Below are 16849 nucleotides of genomic sequence, written 5' to 3'. Positions count from 1 at the left end.
TACCTCATGCCGCAGCGCGAGAACCTCGACCAGCAACGCCCTGTCGCCCCGGATCAACAACCCCAGTCCGCTGAACAGGCTGATCATTCCCAGGTGCGGCATCCGCACGTCATACCAGAGATCATCGGCCCGAGCCGAGAACTCCCGGCTCACAGCATGTGCGACGAGTTATGGCACGGCACAGGGTTGACCCGCACCCCGCTTCAGCGCGACTCGCGGTCAAACAGGTGCTTTGCCAAGATTTGCGACGCTGGGATTAGCGACCCTGGGTCGTCTACTTCGCTGGGCGGTAATGGGGTGGTGGGGAGGGGTGGGCCGGCGGCCGATGCCGGGCGCGCAGCGCGTCGGCCAGCGCGATGCCGGTCAGCACGACGACCACCGCGGCGGCGGCCACCAGCGGCGGCGCGAGGAGCAGTGGTGCCACGAGAGCTCCCAGCACCAGCACGCCGATCGGCCGGGTCGGGGACACGCCGGCGTACACGGTGTACTCGAAGCGGGCGCGGCCGGCGAGGAACAGTGCCGGTCCGCCGAGGATGACCAGGAGCCACGAGATTGGCGTGTGCCCGTTCGGCTGGTCGATGACGGCCCGGTAACCGACCGAGGTGACGACGACTCCGGCCACCATGATCAGGTGGGCGTTCGCCGCTGCCCGGCCGAGCCGGTTTGGTTGGTTCGACGATTTGAGGGTGTCGGCCAGCGTGTGCGCCGCCTGGTGGAAGTAGATGCGCCAGATCAGCGCCGCGGTGGCGAAGGCGACTATCAGGGCGCCGGTCCGGAGGAACGTCGCCTTGGCGGCGATGAAGGTGGCACCGAGGACCAGGATCGTTTCGCCGAGTGAGATGTTGAAGAACTGCCGGTACCGCTCGGCCAGATGCTCCGGGGCGAACGCCCACTGCGACTCCCGCATCCGGCCGAGTTTCGGGGTCGCCCAGAGCAGGATCCCGCCCAGGTAGTCGATGGCGATCGCCAGCGCCCACAGCGCCAGGCGGACCGGGCTCGGCGCGAACGCGCCGAGGATCCAGGGTACGGCGGATAGGCCGAACCAGGAGAGCACCAGGTAGGGGACGTGCTGCAGCTCGTGGCCGCGTAGCAGGTACCGCAGGGTGAGCGAGCGGCCGAGGTGGATGAGCAGGTAGGTGCCGGCGAACAGCAGGCCCCGCGCCTCGAACGCGCCGGGCACCGCGATCGTCAGCACGACGGTGCCGAACATGCTCGCGATGACGAGGAGCTGGATCTGGACCCGCTCCGGGTTGAAGAAGTTGGTCGACCAGGCGGTGAAGGTCCAGACCCAGAAGATCGCGAGCAGCAGCACCAGCGTCTGCGCGGCGTTGATCAGATCGAGATTGTCGACCAGGCGCCCCGAGATGCGGGTGAACGCGAAGATGTACGCCAGGTCGAAGAAGAGCTCCAGGAAGGTCGCCTGCTGCGGATGTTCGGGAGCACGCAGGTAGCGCTCGAAGGTGTGCGGCATCCGTATGGTCACCTACCGCCGGCTGACCCGCAGCCGGCCGCGCTCGCCGCACCGGTGTCCAATGCCGGCACATCCGGTTAGCAGGTCACGGAGGCCACCAACGGTGCTCGCCTCCAAGGCAGACCATACCGCTGCGTGGTCGCAGCTGATGGTGATCATCCTGACCCCTTGTCCGGGCCGACTGGCCAACTACGTACGCCAACGAGCCTGGCCGAAGGTGGACTCGCAGCTTCGCCGGTGGTTGTCGGTTGGGTGGCTGCTCGGTGGCTGCTCGGACGTCGGGGAACTGGCACAGACGTAGCGGGACGCAACCGGATTTCATGGCTGTCGGAAGACCCGCTCGTTATTGACGATCGAAGATGCCGGCCGCAGTCAGCGCCTGGACCAGCCTACGGATCAGAAGGTTAGGGGTTCGAGTCCCTTCGGGCGCACAAGATCAAAAGAGCCTGACCTGCGGAAACGCGGGTCAGGCTCTTTGCTTGTCTGTCCCTTGTGGACGTGTGGCTGCTCGGTGGCTGCTCGTCCGACGAGCGTCGCCTACGTCCTGCCCTGTCCGATGAGTTTCAGGGTGTCCGGTTCGGTCCATCGGAGCCCGGCGCGGATGACCACCGAATCAAACGCCGAACATCGATGTAGTTGCCGAGGTGTTAACCGGGACGCGCGTTCGTTCGGAGCGTTACCCATGCTCGTCGCGGCGGTTGGTGGCGATGTCGCCGCCCTTGCCGAAAAAGATCACGCTGTTGGCCTGGTTCCACGACTCGACGACGTTCAGGCCTTCGTTGATCTCGCATTGCAGGTCCGGTTGCGCAGGTAGCGGGCGACGAAGACGCGACGTCGACGGGCAGCCGGGCCACGATCCGGGCGGTCAGGGTCTGCTCGGCCTGGTGCAACGCCGAGCGCACGATCCGGTCGATCCGCCCGGCTGCCGGCGGCTCGATCCGCACGGCCTGGCAGCGCACCAGCAGCTCGTCGCGGACCAACTCCGGGCGCCGCTCGGCCTCGCACACGTTGCCGGCCAGCCACCGCGTCAGCTCTCTGCGTCGATCACCGAGCACGCGCGGAAGCCGAGATGCGAACGGATCTGCGCACGGTAGTACGCGATCGTCGAACCTGTCCACTCGTACTGCCCGAGCTCGGACAGCCCTACTCCGACTTGTCGGGCTACACACTCGACCGCCTCGTCCGGCAGCTCGCCGCAGCCGCGAGGGAATCGACCGATCCGGGTGTAGAACTTCAGCAGCAGCGCGAACCCGAGCCTCGTCGGTCCGCGCTTACCCGCGATCAGTTCCCGCTCGTCGTCCAGGAGCGTCCAGTGCTCGACCAGCTCATCCAGATCCAAGGCCCGCGCCATAGCCGGACATCATCACGGTCGGCGCCCGCCGCCGCTGCCAGCGACCACCCGTTCGAGCGTCAGCCCAACGACCACTACTCAGTCCCCGGCATAATCATTCCCGTTTGGATCCTGTGACACGTTTCTTACCGGCACCCCGACCAGCCGAAGTGCCGCGTCGATGATCGAGGCGGTGTCGATGCCGTGGAGCCGGTAGGCGTCGGCGAGGTCGGATGACTGGCCAAACTCGCTAACCCCGAGGCAGGTGATGCGGTCGCCCCGTGCGCCTGCGAGGAACGCCAGAGTGTGCGGGTGGCCGTCGAGCACAGTTACCAGTGGCGCCGGTGCATCTGCCGGCAGGAGCTCCTCGATGATGGCCCCACCCACACCGGGCGCACGTAAGCTGCGCTGCTGGAAGGACCGGAACACTAGGTCTGGACTGGTCAGGCACACCACCCCCGCCGTCACCCCTTGCGCGTGGAGGACGTCGGCGGCCTCGAGCACCTCCGGCATGATCGCGCCGACCCCGACGAGGGTCACCTGGTCTAGCCGGGGACTGTGTTCGGTGATCCGATAGCCGCCAGCGACAGCCTGATTGCGACGCCTCTCCAACAGGTACGGGTCCTCAGGCAGGCATGCCAGGGCCGGGTCGATTGGGCGGGTGGATAGACGGAAGTAGGCAGACGTCCCGCCCGGAATGCCGATCCTGCTCATCGCATGCAGGAACGTCCACTCCAGGTCCTGCGCAAACGCGGGTTCCCACGCAATACAGCCCGGCTGTTCGAGTCCGACCGACGGGGTGGTGATCGACTGGTGCGCGCCGCCCTCGGGAGCTAGCGTCACACCTGACGGGGTGCCGACCAGGATCGCCTGGCAGCCGGCGTAGATGCCGTAGGACCACGGTTCGAGGGCACGGTTGACGAACGGGTCGTACAGGGTGCCGATGGGGATCAGCCGCTGCCCCCACCGGCTCCACGTCACGCCCAGTTCGCCGAGCAGGCCGACCAGGTTCGTCTCGGCGATCCCGAGTTCGATGTGCTGCCCGCTCGCGGCTTCCGACCAGCGCAGCACCCGTTCAGTGTCGTCGGCGAACCAGTCGCGCCGGTCGGTGGCCGACCAGACGCCGGTCTTGTTGATCCAGCCCCCCAGGTTCGTGGAGGACGCAACATCGGGGCTGCAGGTAACCACGCGGGCCGCGGTCTCGGGGGCATCACGGGGGAGGTCGGCCAGCAGCCGACCCAAAGTCGCCTGGGTCGAGGTGGGCTTGCGGTGGGGGTGGGCCAGCGCGGTGGGTACGACGAGTGCCCGGCTATCGGCGGCGGGGGTTCGGTGCAGCGCCCCAGCCCGTCGGATACAGAGGTCTGCGGCTGCGGTGCCAGGTTCGAACCGCCGCCAAGGGTCGTGGAGGTCAGTCCCGCAGGCTGCGGCGAGGAAGCGCATTTGGGGTTCGGTGAGCAGTGCCGAGTGGTTGTTGGGATGCCCCTCGGTCGGCAGTCCCTTGCCCTTGACGGTGTAGGCGAACATCACCGTCGGCCGGCTGGTGTCGGCTGCAGCGAAGGTGTCGGTCAGCAGGGACAGGTCGTGTCCTCCCAGGTCGCGGATCGCGTCTGCGAGCGCGGTAGGCTCCAGTCCGACGATCAGGTCCCGCAGCTGCGGGGTCGCTCCGCCAGCCAGGATCCGTTGGGGGACCTCGGTGGGCTCTGCCCGGAGCATCCGCTGGTACTCCTCGTTCGGCATCGCCTCCAAGCGCTGCCGCAGCTCGGCGCCGCCGGAGCGGTCGAAGATCTTGCCGATGCGGCGGCCCCATTTGAGGGTGAGTACCTGCCATCCGGCGGCGGCGAACATGCCCTTCAGACGGTCGATCTGGATGTCGGGCACCACCCGGTCCAGCGACTGGCGGTTGAGGTCGACGATCCACAGCACCTCGCCGAGGCCAGCCACGGCCGGGTCGGCGACCGCCTCCCAGATGGCGCCTTCGTCCAGCTCGGCGTCCCCGATGAGGCTGATGAACCGCCCCGAGGTGGGCGTGGCGTCGAAGTGGGTACGCAGGTAGCGGTGTGACAGCGCCGCCCAAAGTGACGCGGTTGCGCCGATGCCGACGGAGCCGGTGGAGAAGTCGACGGTGTCGGGATCCTTCAGTCGGCTGGGGTAGCTCTGGAGTCCCCCCTTGGCACGCAGCGTGGTGAGGTACTTCTTCTCCAGGTCGCCGAGCAGGTAGTTGATCGCGTGCAGCACCGGGGAGGCGTGGGGCTTGACCGAGACACGATCCCCTGAGGTGAGCTCGTGGAACCACAGGGCGACCATGATGTCGACCATCGACGCCGAGGACGCTTGGTGGCCGCCGACCTTTACACCGGAGGCGTTGGGACGTCCTCGGTTCGCTGCGTCCACGATTGCGGTCGCGAGCCAGAGGACGCGGCGCGAGATCTCCCTCAGCGCCCCGATATCAGGCACGCCGCTGGTGGTTGGCGTGGGCTCGACGGTTTGGGGGTGGGATTCGGTGAGTGTCACGTGGTGCTCCTCAATGCGTCGTCGTGCCATCCGGTCTGTGCGTTGTTGATGGGTTCAAGGCCGGACACGGCGTAGCCGTGGTCGAACATGGCACCGAGCACGCTGGTGAGGTGCTGGGGCCCCTCGAGTTGGAGGCTCACCTGGACGCGGACCGTGTTCCGGTCACCCAGGGGCGAGATGCGGTCGTGGTGGACGTCGACGATGTTCGCCTTGCGGGCGGCGAGCAGCGACACCAGGCCGGCAAGGGCTCCCGGGTGGTCGGGCAGGTCCATAGCGAGGGTGTGGAGGCGGTCGGCGCGGGCCAAGTGCGCGGTTACGAGGGACAGGAGTTGAGCGAGATCGAGGTTGCCGCCGCTGACGACCGCCACGGCAGCGCCGCCTGTTGGGATGCGGCCGCTGAGGACTCCTGCGACCGCTGCGGCGCCGGCAGGCTCGACGAGGATCTTGCCCCGGTCGAGGAGGTGGAGCATCGTCGCGGCGATCTCGTCGTCGTCCACAGTGAGGAGGTCGGCCAGCACTCCTGCGTGGCGCAACTGTTCAGCCCACCGGTAGGTCAGGTCGCCGGTGCGGCCGACCGCGATCCCGTCGGCGATGGTGTCTACGGCGGGCAGGCTCACTGGGTGCCCGGCCTGCTGGGCGGCGATCAAGGATGCGGCGCCGCGGGCCTGGACGCCAATCAGTCGCGGCGTGTGGCCGGTGCGGGCCCGATGGTGCAGCAGCGCGGCCCCCACTCCGGCCAGCAGGCCGCCGCCGCCGACGGGCACCACGATCAGCTCGGCGTCTGGCAGCTGCTCGAGGATTTCCAGTCCGACGGAGGCCTGGCCGGCGACAACGTCGGCGGAGTCGAACGGCGGGACCAGGGTGAGGCCGTCGGACTCGGCGAGGTCGTGTGCCGCTGCGATGGCTTCGACGACGTTGTCGCCGATCAGTTCGACGCGGGCGCCGAGGGAGCGGGTGGCGTGCACCTTGGTAGGGGAGGCGTGGACCGGCATCACGACGGTGGCCGGGACGCCGGCTTCACGGGCTGCAATGGCCAGGCCTTGGGCGTGGTTGCCGGCGGAGGCTGCGACGAAGCCGCGGCTGGCGCGGCCCTCCCTGACGCGGCGCTGTACGAACACCGATGCGCCGCGCAGCTTGTAGGAGCCGGTGCGTTGCAGGGATTCGAGTTTCAAGAACGCTTCCCCGCGGCCATCGTCCCAGGGTGCCGGGGTCAGTGGTGTGGTGTGCGCGATGCCGGCGAGGAGCCGCCGGGCGTCGGTCAGGTCCGCGTGGGAGGGCAGGTCCGAGCTCATGACTCGAACCGGGCCGACCGCTTCCACAGCAGCTTGGTGAGCAGCCAGTACACCGAGGCACCATCAGGCCATTGGGTGACGACCCGGCCGGAGGCGGAGCGGAAGTAGTTCGGTGTCTGTGCGAACGAGCTGGAGTCGAGGCGCCGCTTCAACCACCGGTTAAGCCACGCCACGTAGGACGGCTTCACCTCGACGCTACGGGCGCCGCGTCGGCGAAGCTCGTCGAGGGTCCGTCCGATGAACAGCGCCTGCTTCTCCATCCCGAACACGGGTGCGTACCAGTTGGTGTTGGGGCCGTAGAGCATAAAGAAGTTCGGCATCTCATCGACTGTGATGCCGAGGAAGGCCATCGGGTCGTCGCCCCACTTCTCGGCCAATACGCGGCCTCCGCGGCCGATCACCTCGATGCCGTGGAGGAACTCCGCGGCTCGGAACCCCGTGGCGGTGATGACCACATCGACGACGTGCTCCTCGCCGTCGGCGTCGATCAAGCCCTTCTGGTACATGCCGACAACGGCGCGGGGCACGAGGGTGACATCGTCGCGCAGTAGCGCCGGATAGAACGTTGAGGAGTGCACCGCCCGCTTGCCAAGGTAGGCCGAGGTTGGGGTCAACTGAGCCTTCAACTCGGGATGGTCGGCGAAGACCTCGTCGAGGTAGCGGCGGCACGCCTCGACCAGCTGCTCGTCGGTGCCGCTCCCGGGCCGAATTATGCGGCCGCCCAGCCAGCGGCGTTCCTGCTTGAGAAACAGCTGCCACCGGATGAGCCTGCGCCGCAGCGGGTTCCGCCGCCGTGCCCGCTCGACCTCGGTGTAGGTGCGGCCGACCTTGGGGTCGACCCAGCCCGGCTGCCGCTGGAAGACGGTGAGGTGGCCGGCGACGCCCGCGAGCTCGGCGACCACCTGCGCGGCGGTGGATCCGGTGCCGACGACGGCGACCCGGCGGCCGGCCAGGTCGATGCCCTCGGGCCACTCGGCGGTGTGGAACATCTCCCCGGTGTAGTCCTCGCGGCCGGGCCAGTCTGGGTGTCGGGGGATGTTGAGCAGTCCAACTGCGGAGACTACCGCGGTGAACCTCTCGGTCCGCGAGGTGCCGGTCGCCAGATCTCGGACAGTGACCGCCCAATGGGCGGCAGCGTCGTCCCAGACGAGCCGGGTCACCTTGTGCCCGAATCGGAACAGAGGCATCAGCCCTTCGTCGCGGGAGACAACTTCGAGGTAGGCGCGCAGTTCAGCTCCGCCGGGGAACTCCCGCGTCCAGTTGCCTGGGGCGAAGGAGTAGGAGTACATCACCGCGGGGGTGTCCACCTCGACGCCGGGGAACCTGTTGGCTCGCCAAGTACCGCCGGGGCCGTCGGCAGCTTCGTAGATGACGACATCGTGGCCCCGGCGGAGCAACTCCCGGCCGGCGGCGACGCCGGCGAAGCCGCCGCCGATGACGGCGACGCGGGCGCCTGGCTTGTGGGGTGATGAGGGCATGCTTGCGCCTCCCGATGGCATGGTGCCTCTCTGGGGCTGAGGAGTTTGGGTAGCGGGGCTTAGAGGACCTTGCTGAGGAAGTCCCGGGTGCTGGGATGCTCGGCCCCTTCGGTCAGCCGGCTGGCGGGTCCTTCCTCGACGATCCGGCCGTCCTGCATGAACACGAACCGGTCGCAGACCTCACGGGCGAACCCAACCTCGTGCGTGACGATGATCGTGGTCATGCCGCCGAGGACGAGGCTGCGGATCACCTGGAGGACCTCGGTGACCATCTCCGGGTCCAGCGCGGAGGTGGGTTCGTCGAACAGCAGGACCTTGGGCTTCATCGCCAGCGCACGAGCAATCGCGACGCGCTGCTGCTGGCCGCCGGAGAGCTGTCCGGGGTAGGCCTTGACCTTGTCGGCCAGCCCGACCCGCTCCAGCAGCTGCACCGCGTCCTTCGCCGCCTCGCGCGGCTTGCGTCCCGCGACCCTCACGGGGGCCTCTATGACGTTATCCAGCACCGTCTTGTGGGCGAACAGGTTGAACTGCTGGAACACCATGCCCAGCTGCTGGCGTTGAGCGGCTTCCTGCCGGGCGGGAAGGCGGTGCACCCGGCCGTGGCGAACGTGGTGGCCGAGCAGTTCGCCGTCGAGCATCACGATGCCCCGTTCGGCGCGTTCCAGCAGGTTCAGGCAGCGCAGGAAGGTGCTCTTGCCGCTGCCGGATCGGCCGAGCAGACAGACGGCCTCGCCGCGGTGGACATCGAGGGAGACGTCGTGCAGCACCTGGTGGGTGCCGAAGGTCTTGCAGATGCCGCGGGCGCTGATCAGTGGGGCGTCGGTGTACTTCTCTCCGACCGGCGGGGTGACGTTGGCGGTGGTCATGCGGCGCTCCTCTGCTTGGAAAGGCGACCGTTCGCGCGTGCCGCGGCCGATCGGCCGAGCCACCGCTCCAAGAGGTACTGGCCGACGGAGAGGATGCTAACCATGATCATGTACCAGATGGTGGCGACCATCAGGAGCGGTACGACCTCGAAGGTGCGGTTGTAGATCTGCTGCACCGAGTAGAGCAGGTCGGGCACCGAGATGAACGCGACGAGGGCGGTTGCCTTGAGCAGGTTGATGAGGTCGTTGCTGACGGGAGGGACGGCGATCTTCATCGCCTGGGGGAAAACGATGCGGCGGAAGATCTGGGTGGGCCGCATCCCGAGTGCGAGCGCTGCCTCCCGCTGTCCGTGGGGGACCGCGAGCAGCGAGGACCTGATGATCTCTGAGGTGTAGGCTGCCTGCTGCAGCCCGAATGCCAGCACCGCGGACCAGTAGGCGGTCATCAGGTCGCGGGTCTCATACGACCAGCCGTCGCCGGGGAAGGGGATGGCGAATGTGGGGTAGATTAACGAAATGTTGAACCACAAGATCAGCAGCACCAGCAGCGGGACCGACCGGAAGAACCATACGTAGAAGCCGGCAATCGCCCGCAGCACTGGGTTGTCGGAAAGCCGCATGTTCGCCAGCGCGACCGACACGACCAGCGCGAGGCCCATCGAGAGAGCGGTGAGAGTGATGGTGTTCTCCAGACCCTTCATCACCGGGGCGGAGAAGAAGTAATCCCAGACCCTCGACCATTCGAAGGCAGGGTTCTGCGCCAGGCTCCAGGCCAGCCGGCCGACCGCGAGGACGAGCAAGAGCGCCATCAAGGACCGGGCTACGTGGAACCGGCGGGCGCGCGGAACGGCCGCGAGCTCTTCGAGGCGCCGGTTCCAGGCCGCCGCTGGGGCGGCGGCCGCGGTGCTGTCGGTCGTCCTGGCCTGATCGCGCATGGTCACGATCTCGCTCACGACGCCGGCTCCGGGTTGAGAACCGAGGTCTCAATCGCCATCTTCTCCGCGCCGTACTTGGCGAGGATCTCAGCGTACGTACCATTCTCGATGATTTCGTTAGTGGCCTCGACGAGCTTCTGCGCCATGTCGTCGCCCTTCATCACAGCGAACCCGATGTCGATTCCCTGGTAGATCGGGCCGGTGATCTTCCAAACGCCGGGCTCGGTGGTCACCTGGTGAGCCAGGCCGCTGCTGGTTGCGGTGACGGCGTCGGCGCGGCCGCTCTTCACGGCGAGGTCGGCGGTGGCCTGGTCGGCGAACGTCTGCACGTCGATCGGGTCGTTGCCGACCTCCTCGCATGTCTCGGACTGGTCGCGCAGAACGGGCACAGGGCTGGAGCCGGCGGTGACAGCGATGGAGAGGCCGCACAGGTCGTCCATCGAGTCGCCGATGTCGATGCCGCCGTCCTTGACGCGGAACCCGTAACTCTCGATCAGGGTGGTGGCGAAGTCGAACTTCTCCAACCGCTCGGCGGTAACGTCGGCGCCGGGTACCCAGTCGTAGGTGCCGCGCTGTAGGCCGAGCAGGGAGTTCTCAAACGAAGCCTGCTCGTTCTCGACCTCCATGCCCATCGCCTCGCCGAGTGCGATTGAGAGGTCGGGCAGCAGACCGGCGAGCTCCCCACCCTCGTCGAGGAAGCTGTAAGGCGGGACGCCGACCTGCTGAGGGATGACAAGGGTGCCACCGGCGTCCTCGGTCGCTCCGTCGGAGGAGCATGCGGTGAGCGTCGCCGCCGCGAGGAGGGTGGTGAGGACGAGGACTCGGGCCCGACAGCGGGGTGACGGCGAAGAGTTCGACATGGCTGCGGCTCCTGGGGGTTCGATCCGGCCTGGTGGGGATACCGGGTGCCATTCAACATAGGGAGCACACTCAGTCGGCGTCCATGTATGATCGGCCAAAGGTTCCGGGAGTGAGTTTGAGGATTTTACATGGTCGTTTCGGACGTGTACCCGCCACCGGGCCGCTGATGGACTCCTCGTTGCAGACCGCCTCGGCGTCACTCCAAGAGATCGTTACGGCGTTGCGTCAGATCGCTGACGTCCGCGTACTGGGCCCAGCGGCACCCGACCTGCCGGTCCGAAGCCACCTCATCGTCGACGCCGTCGCACTGGCCGACGATCCAGCTCCTGAGGAGATCGGTGTCGACCTCCTGGTGGTCACCGGTGAGGGGCCCGGCGAGCTCGGCGACTTGGTTCCCGGCCTGGCGGCGCGCCAGGCCGACGTCCTTCTGCTACGCGACCCTGAGACCGAGATGCCGCCGGCACTGCTGACGTTCCCGGTGCTGGTGGCACCGCGCGGCCCGGAGTGGTCCGAGGTGCTTTCGGAGACATTGCGAGTGGTGGGAGAGCGGCGGCGTCGAGGGATCGGAAGCCTACGCGTCGCCAAGGCGCTGGCCGAGCACACCGACCTGTTCGACGTCGCCAAGGCACTCGGTGTGGCCACCGGAACGCTGATCTCGATCGAGGACGAGCGGGCGCGGGTGCTGGCCTTCTCGCCGTACAGCGACCAGGCCGACCCGATCCGGCAGCTGGCGATCCTGGGGCGGGAGCCTCCGCAATGGCATGTAGAGGAGCTGCGCGCCCAGCGGGTCTACGACCGGCTTCGGGCGCCCGGGAATGTCGTGGAGTTGCCCGAGTCTGGTGATCTGCGACGGCGAATGGGCATCGGGATGACCGACCCGGCGACAGGCATCTACCTGGGCACGATCTGGGCGCAGGAGACCGACAGCCCGTTCGGTGCCGACCTCGAGGACTACTTGGTCGAGGCCGGCCGGTACGCAGCACGGCTGGTCAGCCAGGCACGTCTCATCCACACGATGAGCACTGAGCTCGTCCAGCGGCTGCTGGCACCAGAGGGCCAGCCGACCGACGACTACGCGCCGCAGCTGCGCGTCCGAGAGCCGGCCGGCTTCGTGCTCGTCGGACTGGAGGCGATCGACGACGACGGTGCGGCTGAGTGGTTGGTCTCGTCTGAGGCGGTGGCGCTGCTGAGCATGCGGGCGGCCTCGCTGGGGGAGCAGACCATGGTGGCTCCGTTCGCGGGCCGGCTGTACGTGATCTCCCCGGGCCGGGTGGACATCGCCCGGCACACTGCCTGGGCCGAGCGCATGGTGGCGGCATTGCACGGTCAGCGCGGTGCGGGGTTCCGGGCCGCGCTCAGCTCATCGGCGTCGGCGACGACCGTGAGGGATGCGCGCGCCGAGATCGAACGGGTCTGTGCGCGTACCGCGCCGACCGCCGACCGCCCGGTAGTGACGCTCGAAAGCGACCGCACCGCAGTGCTGGTCTCCGAGTGCCTTGATGCGCTGCCGGCCAAGCTGCTGCTCGAAGACGACAGGTTCCGCAAGCTGGTGGAGTACGACGCAGGCAGCAGCATCGACCTCCTCGAGACTGCACGGGTCTGGCTGAACCATCACGGCGAGTACGGACCGGCGGCTCAGGCGCTCACCACTCACCAGAACACCGTGCGCTACCGCATCGCGCGATTGGAGTCCGTAGCCGGCTACAACCTCGACCATCCGGACGACCGGCTGATCCTGTCGCTGCAGATCCGGCTCCATCAGTCCGCCGGCTGAGAGACCGTCGGGTAACCAGCTCCGAGCGTTCTGTTACGGGGAGACACGTCGATGCCGGGTGCTCGACAAACAGATCATCCCCGCCATGATCGCGTTGTGTGCGCAACTGCAACTGTGGCGGGGATGACGCCCGTTCATGCTATCCGTCGAGCTTGACCGATGCGATGTGGGCCGTCCTCGCGCCCTTGATGCCGGTACGCGACCTGCGTAAAGGCGGCCGGCCCCGCAAGTACGGCGATCGGCTGATCCTGGATTCGATCTTCTATGTGCTGCGGTCGGGCTGTCTGGCGGGGTGCGGGGCCGAGGCGGTCACGGGCCAGGATTCGGCGGATGGTGCCGAGGCCGACGCGGTGGCCCAGTCCGAGCATCTCGCCCTGGATTCTTTTGTGGTCCCAGCGGGGGTTGTCCCGGGTCATTCGGCGGATGAGCTCGCGGATCTTGTCGCTGACGGGTGGTCGGCTGCCGCAGTGGGGGTAGGTCCAGCGGCGTTGGACCAGCCGGCGGTGCCAGGCCAGCAGAGTCGCCGGGGTCACGATCCGGTGGATGCGGACCGCGGGGCAGGCGGCGGGCCAGCGCGGACAGGATCGCCCGGTCTGGCCAGGACAGTCGTGGTCGGCTGTGGACCTGACGGCGCAGCACCGCGACCTGTGGCGCAGGGCCAGCAGTTCCGCGAGCACCGCGCGGTCGCTGCGAGCCGCGAGGAGCAGAGCGTCGAACAGGCGGATCGCGACCAGATAGATCAGCTGGAAGACCATGACCACGAAGGTGCCTTATTCCCATGAAGCCCCAGCTCACTGCAGGTGCGACAGGTATTGGCACCGTACACGCCTTGATGCGCGGCGACACCGTCGCCGCCCGCGCCCGCCTGGAGAAGGCCGTCGGACTGGCAATTGCCGGCCCTCGTCGACGCCCACCTGGCGGGTGCGCGGCGTGCCGGCAGTGCGCAGTCCTTCGCAGACGCCACCGACCCCGGAGGCTCCCAGCTCAAGGCACTGCTACCCGACTACGCAATCGCCCTGGGGAATCCCGGCCAGCCGGTAGGACGTTGGCACACGACCGACAGACCCGCGTCGCAGGTTCCGCAAATTAATTAGCGTCATTTGGATTAACGCAATCATCTCGACAATGTTAAATGTGAAACAGTGACGTTGCCGACAGCGCTGGCGCTCGACGATGGCGTACGGTCCAGGCAACCGTCCGCCTACGAAGAGATGGTCCCGATGACTGTTGTACCGGGAAACCGCCTGACCACCGCACCGACCGGATTTATCGCTCCGCGCGTCAACGTGCGCGGCTTCGTGCGCCTGGCCCGCCTGCGCTTCCTGCTGTACAACGTCCTGCCGGTCGGCCTCGGGGTGGCCGTGGCGGTGCACCAGGGGCATGCGATAGACGTAAAGTGGTACTTGCTCGCCCAGGTGTTCGCCTGGACCGTCCACGTCACCACCCACTACTGCAACGAGTACTTCGACCTGGAGGCCGACCGGGCGAACGTCTACTTCACGCCTTGGACCGGCGGCAGCCGGGCCTTGGTCAACGGGCTCGTGCCACCGCTGGTGGCGCTCGGCACCGCGTTCGTGCTGTTGAGCGCGTCGATCGTGATGGTGGCGGTCATGCCGACCTGGCCCACGCGCCTGCTCGCGACCGGTGCCGTCGTGCTGGCCTGGTTCTACACGGCGCCGCCACTGCGGCTTAACTACCGGGCGGCGGGGGAGTTCACGGTCGCTGCGATCCTCAACGGCCTGTGGCCCGCGGTCGCGGTGGTGCTGCAGACCGGGCGGGTACCAACGCTCCTGCTGGCCGTGCTGGCCCCGACCGCGCTGCTGCAGGCGGCCCGGATGATGGTGATGAACCTCGGCGACCGGCAGTCCGACGAACTGGTCGGCAAGCGCACCTTGCCGGTGATCCTCGGCTACCGCCGCGCGGTGACCGTGATCGTCGGCGCCCAGCCCGTCGCTTACCTGGCCCTGACCGCCTTCGCGCTGGCCGGCTGGGTGCCGTGGCTGGTCTGGGCGCTGATGACGGCGACCGCGCCGCTGTCCTGGTGGCTCGCCGTGCAGCTGCGCGGCGGCGCCATGCGCGATCTCGACCCGCGCCGGATGACGCCGGTCGTGTTCTGGGCGTCCAACCACGTGTCGCTCATCGTCGCGGCGGCGATGCTGGGCATGGTCCTCGACGCCGCCCGGCGCGGGGCCGGCGGCACGTCGATCGCCGTGCTGAGCATCGTCCTGGCCGCTTACGCGGCACTGTTCGGCCACCGCCTGTGGCTCGCGAGCCGAGCCCGAGCCCAGGCCCAGGCCTCGCGAGCGCCGGAGGCCGCGACGGCCGTGACGGTGACGCAGGCCCCGCCAGCCGCGACAACGCTGGAGGCCCCGGCCGCAACAAAGCCGGAAGCCACGCCGGTGGTCGCCGCCGCCGATCGTACGGTCGCCGACCTCATCGGCGCCGTCGAGCGCGCCGCCGACGATCCCTTCCCTGTCGAGGGCCTCGACCACCTCCGGTTCGTCGTCGGCAACGCGGTACAGGCGGCCCACTACTACCGCACCGCGTTCGGCATGACTTGCGTCGCGATGCGCGGCCCGCATCAGGGGTACCGTGACTACGCCGAATACGTGATGGTCAGCGGCACGGCCCGGTTCGTCCTCGCCGGCGCGGTGCACGCCGAGGCAGACGGGGCGGCTCACCACGCGAAGCACGGCGACGGCATCCAGGACGTCGCGATCGAGGTGACGGACGTGGACGCCGCCTTCTGGTACGCCACGCAACGGGGTGCCACGGCGGTCGCCGAGCCGCACGACCTCACCGACGAGCACGGTACGGTGCGCACGGCCACGATCGCCGCATACGGCGACACCCGGCACACCTTGATCGACCGTTCCCGGTACACCGGACCGTTCCTGCCGGGCTTCGTCGCGTGCGCGCCGCTGAAGGCACCGGCCGCCGGCGAGTTCTTCCTGGCCGTCGACCACGTGGTCGGCAACGTGGAGCTCGGCGCGATGGACGAGTGGGTCGAGTTCTACCGCTGCGTCATGGGCTTCACCAACATGGCCGAGTTCGTCGGCGACGACATCGCCACCGAGTACTCGGCGCTGATGAGCAAGGTCGTCGCCGACGGTACGCGCCGGGTGAAGTTCCCGCTCAACGAGCCGGCCGTGTCCCGCAAGCGCTCGCAGATCGACGAGTACCTGCAGTTCTACGGCGGGCCCGGGGTGCAGCACGTGGCGCTGGCGACGCCCGACATCGTCGCGAGCGTCGACGCGATGACGGCGGCCGGCGTCGAGTTCCTCGACACCCCCGACTCGTACTACGACGCGGAGCTTCGCGCGCGCGTCGGCGACGTCCGGGTTCCGATCGAGGATCTGCGCCGGCGCCGGATCCTGGTCGACCGGGACGAGGACGGCTACCTGCTGCAGATCTTCACCAAGCCGGTCCAGGACCGCCCGACGGTGTTCTTCGAGCTGATCGAGCGGCACGGCTCGGCAGGCTTCGGGAAGGGCAACTTCAAGGCCCTGTTCGAGGCCATCGAACGCGAGCAGGAAAGCCGCGGCAATCTGTGACCGTAACGGCGCGTCGCCCCGGATCAGCCGCCGGACCTGGCTCACGAGCAGCACCGCCGCGGAGATTGGGCCACGGCCGGACATCATTGCCCGCCGCACCGATCCAGCGCAGCCCCGAACCGTACCGGCCAGGTGCACCCGCAAGCTCAACGCCGTTTGCGGCTGGTGACACGTTTCTTGCCGGCACCCCGCGGCCCGGCGGGCGCTGACTGCCGGGGTACTGCGCTGCCCGTGCGGCGGGACGCTGCGGGCGTGGGGCCATGCCAGGAACCGCACCGTCCGCGGTCTGGACCAGGTACGGCAGGTGCGCCCGGACCGGGTACGCTGCCGCTCCTGCCAAGGCACCCACGTCGTGCTGGCGGCCGGACTCCTGCCACACCGCGGCTACGGCCTTGACGTGATCGGCGCCGCGCTGCTCGGCGCCGCCCGCGGCCACGGCCATCGCGTGCTGGCCACCCGGTTGACGGTGCCGGTCGAGGCCGTGCGCTGCTGGCTGCGCCGCGCCCGCGCCAACAGTGAGGTGCTGCGACGGCCCGGCGTACAGACCGTCGTCGCCGTCGACCCCGAGCTGCTTCCCACCCGGGCGAGCCCGACCCGCTCGGGCGACGCACTCGCGGCGCTCGCCGCGACGGCTCTGGCCGTGGTACGCCGCTTCGGCGGCTACGAACGCGACCTGTGGCCGTGTACGGTGCCAAAACTAGATTCCGGCTGCTGACCAGCGGGTTCAAGGATTCGTTCAGGCGGCTCGATGGTACTCGTTGATGATTCCTCCCAGCC

The 16849-nt window shown here is 68.3% G+C and carries 13 protein-coding genes and 1 pseudogene; 5 read left to right on the top strand and 9 right to left on the bottom strand.

From position 1 onward, the window contains the following. Window positions 1-274: 274 nt before the first annotated feature. From ACGFIZ_RS32810 to ACGFIZ_RS32770, 9 genes are all read right to left on the bottom strand, one after another. On the bottom strand, window positions 275-1483 hold the full coding sequence (locus tag ACGFIZ_RS32810) for a low temperature requirement protein A (RefSeq protein WP_393426806.1): 1209 nt from the start codon (window positions 1481-1483) through the stop codon (window positions 275-277). Between the two features lie 664 nt (window positions 1484-2147). Next, window positions 2148-2267 (bottom strand): Tn3 family transposase, encoded by a 120-nt coding sequence (locus tag ACGFIZ_RS32805; protein ID WP_393426815.1) that lies wholly within the window; start codon window positions 2265-2267, stop codon window positions 2148-2150. Window positions 2268-2498: 231 nt separating this feature from the next. After that, window positions 2499-2810: a DUF4158 domain-containing protein gene (locus ACGFIZ_RS32800; RefSeq protein ID WP_393426803.1), complete on the bottom strand. Its 312-nt coding sequence runs from the start codon at window positions 2808-2810 to the stop codon at window positions 2499-2501. A gap of 90 nt (window positions 2811-2900) precedes the next feature. Then, complete coding sequence (locus ACGFIZ_RS32795; RefSeq protein WP_393426800.1) at window positions 2901-5342, bottom strand: pyruvate dehydrogenase; 2442 nt, start codon at window positions 5340-5342, stop codon at window positions 2901-2903. Further along, complete coding sequence (locus ACGFIZ_RS32790) at window positions 5309-6604, bottom strand: threonine ammonia-lyase (protein ID WP_393426797.1); 1296 nt, start codon at window positions 6602-6604, stop codon at window positions 5309-5311. Before ACGFIZ_RS32790 ends, ACGFIZ_RS32795 begins: the two co-directional genes overlap by 34 nt. Next, complete coding sequence (locus ACGFIZ_RS32785; protein WP_393426794.1) at window positions 6601-8082, bottom strand: flavin-containing monooxygenase; 1482 nt, start codon at window positions 8080-8082, stop codon at window positions 6601-6603. The genes ACGFIZ_RS32790 and ACGFIZ_RS32785 overlap by 4 nt, the downstream gene beginning before the upstream one ends. A 59-nt stretch (window positions 8083-8141) precedes the next feature. After that, on the bottom strand, window positions 8142-8948 hold the full coding sequence (locus ACGFIZ_RS32780) for an amino acid ABC transporter ATP-binding protein (RefSeq protein WP_393426791.1): 807 nt from the start codon (window positions 8946-8948) through the stop codon (window positions 8142-8144). Then, complete coding sequence (locus tag ACGFIZ_RS32775) at window positions 8945-9901, bottom strand: amino acid ABC transporter permease (RefSeq protein WP_347671860.1); 957 nt, start codon at window positions 9899-9901, stop codon at window positions 8945-8947. Before ACGFIZ_RS32775 ends, ACGFIZ_RS32780 begins: the two co-directional genes overlap by 4 nt. Continuing rightward, window positions 9898-10743 carry a transporter substrate-binding domain-containing protein gene (locus ACGFIZ_RS32770; protein WP_393426788.1) on the bottom strand — a complete coding sequence of 282 codons (846 nt, stop codon included), beginning with the start codon at window positions 10741-10743 and terminating at the stop codon, window positions 9898-9900. Before ACGFIZ_RS32770 ends, ACGFIZ_RS32775 begins: the two co-directional genes overlap by 4 nt. Before the next feature lie 167 nt (window positions 10744-10910). Here ACGFIZ_RS32770 and ACGFIZ_RS32765 point away from each other — a divergent pair, with 167 nt between their 5' ends. The 5 genes and pseudogenes from ACGFIZ_RS32765 to ACGFIZ_RS32745 all read left to right on the top strand — a co-directional run bounded on the left by ACGFIZ_RS32765 (window position 10911) and on the right by ACGFIZ_RS32745 (window position 16787). Next, on the top strand, window positions 10911-12518 hold the full coding sequence (locus ACGFIZ_RS32765; RefSeq protein ID WP_347671862.1) for a helix-turn-helix domain-containing protein: 1608 nt from the start codon (window positions 10911-10913) through the stop codon (window positions 12516-12518). 164 nt (window positions 12519-12682) lie between these two features. Beyond that, window positions 12683-13300, top strand: a complete 618-nt coding sequence (locus ACGFIZ_RS32760) for a transposase (protein WP_393426812.1) — start codon at window positions 12683-12685, stop codon at window positions 13298-13300. Window positions 13301-13729: 429 nt separating this feature from the next. Then, a pseudogene (locus ACGFIZ_RS32755) lies at window positions 13730-14566 on the top strand (prenyltransferase); the annotation flags it as partial. Between the two features lie 351 nt (window positions 14567-14917). Continuing rightward, window positions 14918-16072: a 4-hydroxyphenylpyruvate dioxygenase gene (gene hppD / locus ACGFIZ_RS32750; RefSeq protein ID WP_347672028.1), complete on the top strand. Its 1155-nt coding sequence runs from the start codon at window positions 14918-14920 to the stop codon at window positions 16070-16072. Window positions 16073-16277: 205 nt separating this feature from the next. Next, window positions 16278-16787 (top strand): DUF6431 domain-containing protein, encoded by a 510-nt coding sequence (locus ACGFIZ_RS32745; protein WP_393426809.1) that lies wholly within the window; start codon window positions 16278-16280, stop codon window positions 16785-16787. Window positions 16788-16849: the final 62 nt, after the last annotated feature.

The organism is Micromonospora sp. NPDC048830 (assembly GCF_043198215.1).
In the GTDB taxonomy this organism is placed as follows: Bacteria; Actinomycetota; Actinomycetes; order Mycobacteriales; family Micromonosporaceae; genus Micromonospora.
Note: the sequence above shows the minus strand (reverse complement) of the source record. Positions and strands in the feature narration are given on the sequence as shown.